Source organism: Microbispora sp. H10836 (genome assembly GCF_012999525.1).
In the GTDB taxonomy this organism is placed as follows: Bacteria; Actinomycetota; Actinomycetes; order Streptosporangiales; family Streptosporangiaceae; genus Microbispora.
Genome location: NZ_JABBWU010000013.1, coordinates 135,989 through 148,797 on the forward strand (window position 1 = coordinate 135,989; position 12,809 = coordinate 148,797).

The 12,809-nt window shown below is 71.1% G+C and carries 8 protein-coding genes; 1 reads left to right on the forward strand and 7 read right to left on the reverse strand.

Features of this window, described 5'->3' with window-relative positions:
* Positions 1–38: 38 nt before the first annotated feature.
* From HHX30_RS24010 to HHX30_RS24020, 3 genes are all read right to left on the reverse strand, one after another.
* Positions 39–1,844 (reverse strand): acetolactate synthase large subunit, encoded by a 1,806-nt coding sequence (locus HHX30_RS24010; RefSeq protein ID WP_169984224.1) that lies wholly within the window; start codon positions 1,842–1,844, stop codon positions 39–41.
* 235 nt (positions 1,845–2,079) lie between these two features.
* Complete coding sequence (locus HHX30_RS24015) at positions 2,080–4,716, reverse strand: EAL domain-containing protein (protein ID WP_311922841.1); 2,637 nt, start codon at positions 4,714–4,716, stop codon at positions 2,080–2,082.
* Positions 4,717–5,016: 300 nt separating this feature from the next.
* The gene (locus HHX30_RS24020) at positions 5,017–5,937 is read right to left on the reverse strand and encodes a 2-hydroxyacid dehydrogenase (protein WP_311922842.1); all 921 of its coding nucleotides are present in this window, start codon (positions 5,935–5,937) and stop codon (positions 5,017–5,019) included.
* Positions 5,938–6,002: 65 nt separating this feature from the next.
* Between HHX30_RS24020 and HHX30_RS24025 the strand changes: the two genes are divergently transcribed.
* On the forward strand, positions 6,003–7,148 hold the full coding sequence (locus tag HHX30_RS24025) for a sorbosone dehydrogenase family protein (protein ID WP_249350370.1): 1,146 nt from the start codon (positions 6,003–6,005) through the stop codon (positions 7,146–7,148).
* Here HHX30_RS24025 and HHX30_RS43375 read toward each other — a convergent pair whose 3' ends face one another.
* From HHX30_RS43375 to HHX30_RS24045, 4 genes are all read right to left on the reverse strand, one after another.
* Positions 7,149–9,158 (reverse strand): VanW family protein, encoded by a 2,010-nt coding sequence (locus HHX30_RS43375; RefSeq protein ID WP_169984227.1) that lies wholly within the window; start codon positions 9,156–9,158, stop codon positions 7,149–7,151.
* Between the two features lie 291 nt (positions 9,159–9,449).
* Positions 9,450–10,958, reverse strand: coding sequence for an Asp-tRNA(Asn)/Glu-tRNA(Gln) amidotransferase subunit GatB (gene gatB, locus HHX30_RS24035; RefSeq protein ID WP_169984228.1), 1,509 nt, complete (start codon positions 10,956–10,958; stop codon positions 9,450–9,452).
* Positions 10,951–11,589, reverse strand: a complete 639-nt coding sequence (locus tag HHX30_RS24040) for a DUF4276 family protein (protein WP_169984229.1) — start codon at positions 11,587–11,589, stop codon at positions 10,951–10,953. Before HHX30_RS24040 ends, gatB begins: the two co-directional genes overlap by 8 nt.
* Positions 11,589–12,809: an AAA family ATPase gene (locus HHX30_RS24045; protein WP_169984230.1), complete on the reverse strand. Its 1,221-nt coding sequence runs from the start codon at positions 12,807–12,809 to the stop codon at positions 11,589–11,591. The genes HHX30_RS24040 and HHX30_RS24045 overlap by 1 nt, the downstream gene beginning before the upstream one ends.

Below are 12,809 nucleotides of genomic sequence, written 5' to 3' on the forward strand. Positions count from 1 at the left end.
CTCCTCGCACTGCTGGTCGTTGTCGCTTCGGGCGGGGCTCATTCTCCGCCCTCCCAGTTCGGCGCCATGTCACGGGCGTACTTGATGTCGTCGTTGCTGGTGCCGGCGGCGACCATCGGCCAGACCATGGCGTCCTGGTGCACGACGAAGTCCACCACGACCGGCACGTCGTTGATCTCCATGGCCTTGCGGATGGTCTCGTCCACGTCCTCCGGACGCTCACACCGCAGGCCGACACAACCGTACGCCTCAGCGAGCTTCACGAAGTCCGGAATCCGCTTGACGCGCTGCAGGTCGGTGTTGGAGTAACGCTCGTCGTAGAACAGCGTCTGCCACTGGCGGACCATGCCGAGGTTGCCGTTGTTGATGACGGCGACCTTGATCGGCACACCCTCGATGGCGCAGGTGGCCAGCTCCTGGTTGGTCATCTGGAAACAGCCGTCGCCGTCTATCGCCCACACGACCTTGTCCGGGCAGCCCATCTTGGCGCCCATGGCGGCCGGAACCGAGAAGCCCATCGTGCCGGCCCCGCCGGAGTTGATGAACGTCCCGGGGTTCTCGTACCTGATGAACTGCGCGGCCCACATCTGGTGCTGGCCCACGCCCGCGGTGTAGATCGCATCCGGGCCCACCAGCGCGCTGAGCCGCTCGATCACGTACTGCGGGGCCAGCGACCCGTCGGCGAACTCCTCGTAGCCCAGCGGGTAGGTCTCCTTGTAGCCGTTCAGGATCCGCCACCACTCGGCGTAGTCGCCCTTGCGGCCCTCGGCCTGCTCGGTCCGCACAGCGGTGATCAGGTCGCCGATCACCTCGCGGCAGTCGCCCACGATCGGCACGTCCGCGTGCCGGTTCTTGGAGATCTCCGCCGGGTCGATGTCGGCGTGGATCACCTTGGCGTGCGGCGCGAAGCTGGACAGCTGCCCGGTGACCCGGTCGTCGAACCGGGTGCCGAGCGCGATCAGCAGGTCCGAGCGCTGCAGGGCGCCGACCGCGGACACGCTGCCGTGCATGCCGGGCATACCCATGTGCTGCGGGTGGCTGTCGGGGAAGGTGCCCCGCGCCATGAGGGTGGTGACGACCGGGATGCCGGTCAGCTCCGCCAGCTCCAGCAACTCGGCCGCGGCCCGGGCCTTGTGCACGCCGCCGCCGACGTAGAACACCGGCCGCTTCGCCTCGCTCATCAGCCGGGCGGCCTCGCGGATCTGCTTGGAGTGCGGCCGGGTGACCGGGCGGTAGCCGGGCAGCTGCATGACCGGCGGCCAGGAGAAGGTGGTCGTGGCCTGCAGGGCGTCCTTGGCGATGTCCACGAGGACCGGGCCGGGGCGGCCGGTGGCGGCGACGTGGAACGCCTCGGCGATGGTCCGCGGGATGTCCTCGGCCTTGGTGACCAGGAAGTTGTGCTTGGTGATCGGCATCGTGATGCCGGAGATGTCGGCTTCCTGGAAGGCGTCGGTCCCGATCAGCGGCGTGGCGACCTGGCCGGTGATCGCGACGATCGGCACCGAGTCCATGTAGGCGTCCGCGATCGGGGTGACCAGGTTGGTCGCCCCCGGACCGCTGGTGGCCATGCAGACACCGACCCTGCCGGTCGCCTGCGCGTAGCCCTCGGCCGCGTGGCCGGCACCCTGCTCGTGCCGTACAAGCACGTGCCGAACCTTGGTCGAGTCGTAGAGGGGATCGTAGGCGGGGAGGATGGCGCCGCCCGGGATCCCGAACACCGTGTCGACCCCGACCTGCTCCAGCGCCCGCACGAGGGCCTGGGCACCTGTCATTTTCTCGGTCATCGGCTCGTTCCTTGTGGCTGAGCTTGCTGTGGCTGGGCTGCTTGGCGTGACTCCTGGCATAAAAAATGCCCCATCCGCTGTGCGGAGCTGGGGCGCGCGCAGGACCGAGTGCTTCGTCAGGCTGCGCGCCTGCGAAGTACTACGAGAATCCCACCGCTATGCATGGCTACACGATGTCCGATGGACCGCCTCCGCGTCAAATCATCTGGGACGCCCGTCTCGCCATCCAAGACACCCACAACGGACTCCCCAGGCTATGCCACCGGCGCCCCGACGAGCGACGCGGGAAACACACCTAGGCGGTGTTCTGGAGGGTGGTGGTGGGCATCAGGGAGTCGACGCCGCGTGCGGTCATGGGACGGGCCACCAGGTAGCCCTGGCCACGCGTGCAGCCCATCTTGCGCAGCAGGTCGAGTTGCTCCGGACGCTCGATGCCCTCGGCGACGACGATCAGGCCGAGGTCGTTGCCGAGTTGCACGATCGTCTTCGTCAGCAGGGTCAGCGTGTCGTCGCGGCCGAGTCCGGAGACGAACGACGGGTCGATCTTGATCATGTCGACCGGCAGCTGGCGCAGGAACGCGAGCGACGCGTAGCCGGTGCCGAAGTCGTCTATGGCCAGCCGTACGCCGAGTGCCCTCAGCTCCGACAGCCTGCTGATCATGTCCCCGGCGTCGTCGACCAGCATCTCCTCGATGACCTCGAGGGTCAGCACGCTGGCGGGCAGTCCGCTCTCGCTCAGCGCCTCGGCCACGGTCTCCACGAAACGCGGGGCCATGATCTGCCGCGCGGACAGGTTCAGCGCCAGCCCGATGTCCCAGGACGACGCGCGCCAGGCGGCGACCTCACGGCACGCCTCGCGCAGGATCCACTCGCTGAGCGGCACGATGATCCCGGTGTCCTCGGCGGCCCCGAGGAACTGCTCCGGCGGTACGAACGTGCCGCCCCGCCACCAGCGCACCAGTGCCTCGACGGCGGTCACCTGTGACGTGGCCAGGTCGACCACGGGCTGGTACTCGATCGCGAACTGGTTCTCCAGCAGCGCCCGCTGCAGGTCGGAGGCGATCTCCAGGCGGCGCAGCACGTCGGCGTGCATGTGGGTGGCGAACACCTCCACGCGGCGCCCGCCGAGCTCCTTGGCCCGCGACATCGCCACGTCGGCGTTGCGCAGCAGGTCTCCGGGGGGCAGGTCCTCCTCGGCGAACGCCACGCCGACGCTGGCCGTCAGCGCGATGTCCCGGTCCGCCACCCGGAACGGCTCGTTGGAGACCGCGCGGACCAGCCGTTCGGCCAGGTCGATGGCGGTCTGCGCGTCGGTGCCGCCGGACGCGCCGCCCTCCAGCAGCACCGCGAACTCGTCCCCGCCCCACCGGGCGAGGGTGTCGTCGGCCCGTACGGCCGAGCGCAGGCGGCGGGCGGCCTGGCCGAGCAGGTGATCGCCGCTGGCGTGGCCCACGGAGTCGTTGACGGAGGTGAAGCCGTCGAGGTCCAGGAAGATGACCGCGGTCCCGCCGGCACCGCGGCGGGTGAGCACGTCGCGGGCGCGTTCCTCGAGGTAGGCCCGGTTGGGCAGCCCGGTGACCCCGTCGTGGAAGGTCAGGTGGGTGACCTGGTTGCGCAGGGCCACCTGGTCGCTGATGTCGCGGATCGTGACCAGGACGAGGTCGTCGTCGCGTACGTGGCGGGCGGCGACGGACTCCGTGGGCCGCCAGGTGCCGTCGGAGGCCCGGAACCGGCAGGAGATCCGGGTGCCGCCCTCCTGCTCGGGCCCGTCGTCCTCGTCCGTCATGCGGTCGAGCAGGGCCTGTACGGCCGGCAGGTCCTCGGGGTGGATGTAGTCGAAGATCGGCCGGAAGGCGAGGTCCTCGGGGCGGTAGCCGTACGTCGTCTCGAGGCCGGGGCCGACCTCCTGGACGACCCCGCCGGGGTCGCACACGAGCACGACGTCGCCGGTGTTCTCGGCGAGCCTGCGCAGTTGCTGCTCGCCGACGTCGACGAGGCGGCGCATGCCCGCGGTCTCGACGAGGAGCACGAACAGCCGGCCGAGCAGGACGAGGACGACCGAGGCGGCCACGACCGCCAGGGCGGCGTCGCGGCTGCCGCCCATCACGTACAAGGTGGCGATCACGGTGGCGGCGGCGACGAGCACCAACGGGGTGGCGGCCGTCAGCGCGGCGGGCAGCGGCCTGACCGGCCGGACCTCCTGCACCCACGGCGTGACCGCGAGGACGAGCAGCATCGCCGGGACGACGAGCCCGGCCGCGAGCGGCGGGGTGTCGCCGCCGAGACGGGCGAGGGCCGTCGCCATCTCCGCGACCGTTATCGCGGTGAGCACCCCGACGCCGGTGAGCCCGACCACCCGGTTGCCCGACCGCGACGCGACCACGGCCGGTGTCACCGCACAGGTCGCGAGCAGGCAGACCACGGGCAGCGCGAGCGCGACGAAGAACGCGCCGGTGTCCTCCGCCCTCCTGAACGCCGGGCCGAGCACGGCGACCCAGGCCACGGCGAAGACCGACGCCGCGCCCAGGTACGCGTCGGCCGCCTGGCGTATCACCCCGCGCGTGAACGCGGGTGGTTTCACCGACAGCCCACAGCCGATCGCGAGCAGCACGGAGCCGACGAGCATGAGCAGGTCGGCGAACGTGAGCACGAACGGCGTGCCGTCCGCCACGGGCCGCAGGCCGACGCCGAGGAGCCAGGTCAGCGACCCGGCGGCCATCCAGCGCCAGGCGCCGGGCTGGCGCCGGTGGGCAGGGACGACGCGAGTGGCGGCCATGATCAGCGAGGTGGCCGCGAGCAGGCCGGTGACGACCCCCGCGATCGCGGTCACGACCGGCGCCGAGCCTCCGGTGATCAGGGCCGCGACGACCGCGACCGCGCCGAGCCCGGCAGCGGTGGTGACTGGGACCCGGGGGTCACGCCTGACGTTCACGCGCGTCGCCTCTACACCTGTCGCCGCTTCACCACCGGCCGTCGTGTCCTCCGGGATTTCGGCCGAGGCCGGAGTCGTTTCAGCGTCGCCGGATCCGGTGGGGTGTGCCGTCACTGCCCCTCCCGTTCTCGACTCGGCTTTACTCTCCCTGTCACATTGCCAGTGTGCGCACAGCCGCTGATCGAGAGGGGGACAACGGGCGAGTCGTCACCGATCTGATAACCAGCCGCGCACGCTGAGCTTCAGCGTACGCACCCCAGGTCACGAGGCAGCCACGTTCCGGAATCCTTAATGGAGCGGTCAGTAATGCCCGGTGATCATGTTAGCGAGTGGACGGCCCGTCAGATGACGCACGACCTGTTCCCGCACGAGTCTCCGCATACGCCGTACGGACGCGGGCGTGCTGCCGGCGACGTGCGGGGTGATGAAGACCCCCGGAGCGGTCCAGAGCGGGTGATCGGACGGCAGCGGTTCGACGGGGGCGACGTCGAGCGCCGCCAGCAGCCTGCCCGACCGCAGCTCGGCCAGCAGCGCGTCGGTGTCCACGACCGATCCGCGGGCGGCGTTCACCAGCAGCGCGCCGTCCTTCATCCGGGCGAGGAACCGGGCGTCGACCAGCCCGGCCGTCCCGGCCGTGGCGGGCACCAGCAGCACGACCACGTCGGCGGCGGGCAGCAGCGCCGGCAACTCGTCCTCGCCGTGGACGCCGTCCCGGGCCGTGCGCGCCACCCGCACGATCTCCACCTCGAACCCGGCCAGACGCCGTTCGAGCGCCTCGCCGATCGAGCCGTAGCCGACGATCAGCACGGTGGAGTCGGCGAGGACACCGGTGTGGTGGTAGGCCCACTCGCGCCTGGCCTGCGCGGCCGCGAAGCCCGGGAACTCCCGCAGCACCGCGATCATCGCGCCCACGGCCCACTCGGCCGTGCCCGCGTCGTGGACGCCGCGGGCGTTGCACAGGACCGCCTTCGGCGGCACGTGCGGCAGGTAGGGCTCGACCCCCGCCGTCACGGTCTGCAGCAGGCGGAGGTTGGTCATGCGGCCCAGCAGGGCGGAGGTGTCCGGCACCGGGACCAGCGGAGGCACCCAGATCTCCACCTCCTCCGGCGGGCCGGGCGGCGGCGTCCTTCCGTCGTACACCGCGCAGTCGAGGGCAGGGAGCCCTTCGGGGAGCTCGGAGAGGGCGTCGGCGATGTCCTGTGAGGCGACCCAGATCTTCACGAGGAACAACCTAGGGAACCTGCGCCCCCGCCCGCGAGTATGGGTACTTGAGGAGGTCATCGGGGATGGCGGACAGGCATGGCACGGGCAGCACGCTCCTGGCGGCGGCCCTTTCGTCGGCGGCGCTTATGACGGCGGCCACGGCGTGCGCGCCGGGCGGTGCGGGCGGGGGCAGGACTCCCCCGCCGCTCCCCGCCACGAGCGGCGCCACGAGCGGCGTCACGGATGGCGGTGAGACGGACGTCACCCCGGCCCGGCCGCGCACGCTGGTCACCGGACTGGCGGTGCCCTGGGCGATCGCGTTCCTGCCCGGCGGCGACGCGCTGGTGACCGAGCGTGATTCGGCGCGGCTGCTGCGGGTCACGCCGCGCGGCGAGGTCCGCGAGGCCGGCGTGATCGAGGGGGTGTCGGCGAGCGGCGAGGGCGGCCTGCTGGGCGTGGCCGTCTCACCCCGTTACGCCACCGACCGCTTCGTCTTCGTCTACTTCACGGCGGGAGAGGACAACCGGATCGTCCGCTACCGCTACGACGGGCGGCTCTCGGACCGGAAGGTGATCGTCAGCGGGATCCCCAAGGGAGGCATCCACAACGGGGGCCGCCTCGCCTTCGGCCCCGACGGCTACCTGTACGCCTCGACCGGGGAGACCGGCGAACGCGGCATGGCCCAGGACAGGAACTCACTGGGCGGCAAGATCCTGCGGATGACGACGGACGGCGGCCCCGCCCCGGGCAACCCCTTCGGCACGCTGGTGTGGTCCTACGGTCACCGCAACGTGCAGGGCCTCGCCTGGGACGACCGGGGGCACATGTACGCCACCGAGTTCGGTCAGAACACCTACGACGAGATCAACCTCATCGAGAAGGGCCACAACTACGGGTGGCCGGAGGTCGAGGGGGTGGGCGGCCGGTCCGAGTACACCGATCCGCTGCTCACCTGGCCGACCTCCGAGGCGTCGCCGTCCGGCCTCGCGTACGCCCGGGGGGCGCTGTGGGCCGCCGCGCTGCGCGGCGAGCGGCTGTGGCGGGTCCCGGTGGACGCCTCCGGCCGCGCCGGCCGGCCCGCCGCGCTGTACTCCGGCGAGTACGGCAGGCTACGCGCGGTGGCCGCCGCTCCCGACGGCACGCTGTGGGTGAGCACCAGCAACCGGGACGGGCGGGGCTCTCCGAAGGACGGCGACGACCGGATCCTGGTGGTGCGGCCCTCGTCCTGATCAGCCGGAGCGGCAGACGACCCCGGCCTGGGGGCGGTAGGAGGCGCGGAAGGTCTGCCGGGAGACCACCTCGCCGTCCTGCCGCAGCACGCGCGTCACCATGGCGGTGAAGCCGGGCTGCCCCTGCGCCGCCACGCAGCCGGGTCCCTGACGGATCACCGGAGGCAGCGCCACCCGCTGGGCGACGACCGGGTCCTGCAGGTCCACGTCGTACCGCTTGGTGCTCCACAGCGTCACGGTCAGCGACGTGCCGTCGGCCGACGTCTGGACGAGCACGCCGTACGGCGAGTCGTTCTTCCAGCGCAGGTCGGGGCCGGGGAAGGACACCGCGGCCTCGGTGCCGACCGGCAGGTGAGAGGCGTGGACCTCGGGCGGGGTGTGCTCGATGACCCGCAGCCCGGCGCGGACCACCGCGTTCATCATGGTGGTCGCGACCTGTGTCATCCCCGTCGCGTCGGTGCCGGCCCTGCCGTGGATCAACGTGGGGCCGATGCCGTCGAATCCCGCGGCCGCGGTGCGCGGGCCGACGACCTCGTTGAACGAGAACGTCTCCCCCGGTTCCACCAGGTGGCCGTCCAGGAGCGCCGCGGCGGCGCGGATGTTGCCCGCGCTCCGGGCGCAGCAGGCATAGGAGGTGGTGAAGCCGCCGGCCTCCTCCCGGATACCCATCCGCCGCGCGGCGTCGTCGGTGACCCGCGGCGGCCCGTGCACGACCTGCACGGCGACCGTACGGCTGCCGCGGTCGAGGGCGGTGAGCACGTCGGCGGCGAGGCGGTCGGTGTCCACCCGGTCGCCCGGCCTGCCGGGCACCAGGACCGGACGCCCGCCCTTGATCGTGAAGGTGGCGTCGCGGGCCACCCGCGCGTGACCGACCAGCGCGGGCTCGACACCGGCGATCGCCGCCTCGGCGTCGAACCGCGGCCGCAGGACCACGCCTTCGGGCGCGAACGTCAGGTGCCGCGCCAGTGTGGCCGGCGACAGGCTGACGGAGGCGGTCCCGTTGGTCAGGGTCAGGGGCGCGGCCACCGCCCGGCCCGCCCAGCCCAGGGCGCGCCGCACCTCGGCACGGGTGATGTGCGGCAGATCCCGCATCGTGGGCACCACGACCACGACCTCCGGGGCGAGGTACCCCCTGACGATCTGGTCGCCCGTCGCCTTCGCGTCGACGACCCTGCCTGGTCGCGGATAGGTCGGGACCGGAGTGACCCCGTCGAACGAGACGTCGCCCTCACGCCTCGGGTTCTCCAGCGGCACGACGATGGTCCTGGCCACCGTCTCGTCGAGTTTGCGCCGGTCCACCGACACGACGGGCCGTACCTCACGGCTGCCGGTCAGCGCGCTCCACACCTCCGGCGGGCTGGGGAAGCCCGCCTGCGCGGCGCGGACCGTGGCCTCGGCGTCGAGCGTGAGACCGGCCTGCACCGGGTCGACGGTGAGGCGCCGGTTGCCCTGCCGCACGATCAGCGGAGTCCTCGTCTGGGCGTACAACCGTTCGCGCAGCGTGGCGACGGCCTCGGTCGTGCTCTGCCCGCCGATGTCGACGCCGAGCACCGTGGTGCCGGGCAGGACCTTCCCCGCCATGGAAACGGCCGGCACGAGATAGAGCGCCAGGAGCAGCGCCGCCAGGCCGATCAGCGCACGGCGGAGCGTACGACTCCGGGGAACGGGGTCGAGCAGGTCGCCGAGGTCCTGCGGCGGGACGACGACGGGGTCCTCGCGCACCGGGCGCTCCGGCACCCGCCACGGCTCGACCGGCGGAGCCGGCGGCGGGATGCTCCCGCCGCCGGACGGCTTGGCCGCGGCCGGGATGGCGGGAGCGGAGGGTTCCGCGAAAATGTCGGCCGACACACCCCGGGGAAGGGCCGAGACCCCGCGGGGCAGCGAGGCGACGCGGCGCACCGGATGTTTACGCGGAGGAGCGGACGCCGCCCCGGGCGGATCCGCAGGCGGGTCGACGGACGCCCCGGACGGATCCGCAGGCGGGTCGACGGACGCTCCGGCGTTGCGCACGCCTCGGTCTCCTCCAGCTCAAGGTCAACTCCGATCAGTTAACCCTAAAACACACTCTGCTGGATATGTCCCAAAGCAACACCTTCCGCGCGTTGCCTGGCAGCATCCGGCCTTCCCCGGCACGACAGGCAAATTCACACCCCGTCACAAACCAGGCATTCCGGTCCCCAGACCGGCCGGGGCAGCCCGACGGCCGGCCACGCGGAACCATGGCCGGCCGTCCTCACGCCCCTGCTGCGGATGGCCCCGGCGGCGCCTCGCGCGAGAGGGCGGCGCTCGCCAGGCGTTCTCCTAGCCCTGGACGCCGAGCTTCTCCAGGATCAGCTCACGGGCCCGGCCCGCGTCCGCCTTGCCCCGGCTGGCCTTCATCACGCCGCCGACCAGCGCGCCCACGGCCGCGATCTTCCCGCCGCGCACCTTCTCGGCGGCGTCGGCGTTGTCCGCCAGCACCTGGTCGATGATCGCCGACAGCTCGCCCTCGTCGCTCACGACCTGGAGCCCGCGCTTCTCCACGACCTCGTCCGGACCGCCCTCGCCGAGGAGCACGCCCTCCAGCACCTGGCGGGCCAGCTTGTCGTTCAGGGCGCCGGAGGCCACCAGCTCGGTCACCCGGGCGACCTGCGCCGGGGTGATCGGCAGGTCGGCGAGCGCCGTGGCCGACTCGTTGGCCCGCCGGGCCAGCTCGCCCATCCACCACTTGCGCGCGTCGGCGGCGGGAGCGCCCGCGGCCACCGTCGCCTCGACCAGGTCGATCGCGTCGGCGTTGTGCATGGCGGCCATGTCGAGGTCGGACACGCCCCACTCCTGCTGGAGCCGCGTGCGCCGCGCCGACGGCAGCTCGGGCAGTGCGGCCTTCAGCGACTCGACCCAGGCCGGGTCGGGCGCGATAGGCAGCAGGTCGGGCTCGGGGAAGTAGCGGTAGTCCTGCGCCTCCTCCTTCGACCGTCCGGAGGTCGTCTGCCCGGTGTCCTCGTGGAAGTGGCGGGTCTCCTGCACGATCCGCCCGCCCCCGGCGAGGATGGCCGCCTGGCGCTCGATCTCGCCCCGCACCGCCCGCTCGACGCTGCGCAGCGAGTTGACGTTCTTGGTCTCCGTACGGGTGCCCCACTCGGCCGAGCCGCGCGGCATCAGCGAGACGTTCACGTCGCAGCGCAGCGAACCCTGCTCCATCCGCACGTCGGACACGCCGAGCGAGCGCATCACCTCGCGCAGTTCGGTGACGTACGCGCGGGCGACCTCGGGGGCGAGCCGGTCGGTGCCCGCGATCGGCTTGGTCACGATCTCGACGAGCGGGATACCGGCCCGGTTGTAGTCGACGATCGAGTAGTCGGCGCCGTGGATCCGCCCGGTCGCTCCGCCGACGTGGGTGGACTTGCCGGTGTCCTCCTCCAGGTGCACCCGCTCGATCTCCACGCGGACGATCTTGCCGTCCACCTCGACGTCCAGATAGCCGTCCGTGCACAGCGGCTCGTCGTACTGGCTGATCTGGTAGTTCTTCGGCATGTCCGGATAGAAGTAGTTCTTCCGGGCGAACCGGCACCACTTCGCGATGCTGCAGTTCAGCGCGAGGCCGATCCGGATCGTCGACTCGATGGCCTTCTCGTTGGCCGTCGGCAGCGAGCCGGGCAGTGCCAGGCACACCGGGCAGACATGCGTGTTCGGCGGTGCGCCGAAGGTCGTCGGGCAGCCGCAGAACATCTTCGAGTCGGTGCCCAACTCGACGTGCGTCTCCAGCCCCAGCACCGGCTCGAAGCGCTCCAGCGCCTCGTCGTACGGCATGAGCGTCGCGGTATCAGCCATGCTGGTAACCCAGTCCTTCCAATGCTTCGATCATGTCATTCCACCATTGCTGGAAGGCGGGCACCTTCCGCAGTTCAGCGATGCCGGCGTTCTCCGCTACCGAGAGATAGAAGTTTCGGAGCGCGCCTTTCTTCTTCGGGTTCAGCCCCGCCTCGTCCCTCAGCAGCGCATCGATGACCACCTTGGGATCGGGGCATGACTCGACCTCGGATCCCGACAGGGGTTCCCGGCTGAGGCGACGCAGATTGAGCGCTCTCACCAGGGCCGCCCGATCGGCGAGCAGCCAGGCCTCCGTCTCCCTCATCGGCACGACCGCGACCAGAGGCTCCCCGAGGTCACTTGCACTGTAAGCCTGCCGGATACGTCCCAGGACGAGTTCCGACTTGGCCGGTGGAGCGCCGTCGTGATGATAGAGAACCACGTCGAAGGTGCCCCGCTCCTCCTTCAAGGTCCTGATCACCGTCTCCGGATGCTGGTTGCCCGCCTCCGGAAGGGGCCGCACCTCCTGAACCTCCCGGCAGGCCGGGAAGGACTCGACCACGAGTTCCTCCAGGGCCCTGCGCAGCAGGATCGGCAGGAACCAGTCGTCCGACGGCCCTTCTCTGATCAGGACGCAGCTCAGGCTCCGCATCAGACCGGTTCCTCCACTCCGGCCCGGAACCTGTCGAGTTCGGAATCCGTCACGCGCGGCCACCGCTCGCCGTCCACCCGCACCGGCCCGGCGTCCTCCCGCAGCCGCCGCACCCGGCTCACCCTGCTGGCGATCCCGCCCTCCAGAACGGTGGTCATGTCGAGGAACGCGATGTTCTCCCGGGGTACCACGTCGAGCACCACAGGGGAGTGACTGGTGAACAGGGCCTGCCGTTGCAGAGGCCGGTCCAGGCCGGACGTCACTGCTTCGTCGTCGTCCGTGACCAACTCCTGGGCGAGGCCGAGCAGCTGACGGAGTCTCTCCGGGAAGACGCCGTTCTCCGGCTCCTCGATGACCGCGGTTCCACCGTCGTGCAACGCGGCCAGGATCGCCAGCATGCGCAGTGTGCCATCGGAGGCGAACTCAGCGTCCAGCCCCCGGTCGTAGGGCGAGGCGAACTCGAGCCTGACGTCCCTGCGGCGCTCGTCCTCGACGATCTCGAAGTCGCTGATCTCCCTGACCAGTCCGACGAGGTGCATCTTGATTTCGCCGACCACGCCAAGTGGCCTGTTCTCCGACGCCGTCTCACGCGCCAGAAATCTCAGGTAGTTCGGAAGATTCCGGCCGGTGGAGTCCATACGACGGGGTCCGCCGAGCTCGCTCGCCTCGCGCAGGGAGCCCGCTTCCAGATGCAGGGACCTGACCTCGGTGAGCTCGTGCTTGATCCGCCGTACGATCTCCCCGTCCGGCTTGTAGTTACCGGAGAAGTCATCCAGCGCGGACCTTCCCTCCGGCACGACCCACTCGCCCTCCATGAGGGGAATGACCCGGTCCGGCGACGACAACGAGACGAGCCGCTGCGTCTCGATCGTGATCCCTTCGAGCTCGCCTTCGGGCACTGCCCATGCGAACAGCACCTCCCAACGCCAGCGACTGCTCGGCGAAGAGCGCTGCGCCGGGAGAAGGAGTTCCAGAGCGAAACGCATCCGGTCGACGCGGGTGCCGTCGCCGCGCTTGCGGAAAAGTCCTCGTGCGTCGCCGCGCACCTCCGACACCGCGGCGTCAACACCGCGGGTCCCGGCTGTCGCGACGAACGTCAGCGCATCGAGGAGGTTCGACTTGCCGCTGGCGTTGGTGCCGATGAGCACGAGGAACGGCGGCAGGTCGAGCGCGAAGTTCTCGAACGACTTGAAGCCGTCGATCTCGATGCGGGTGATCAT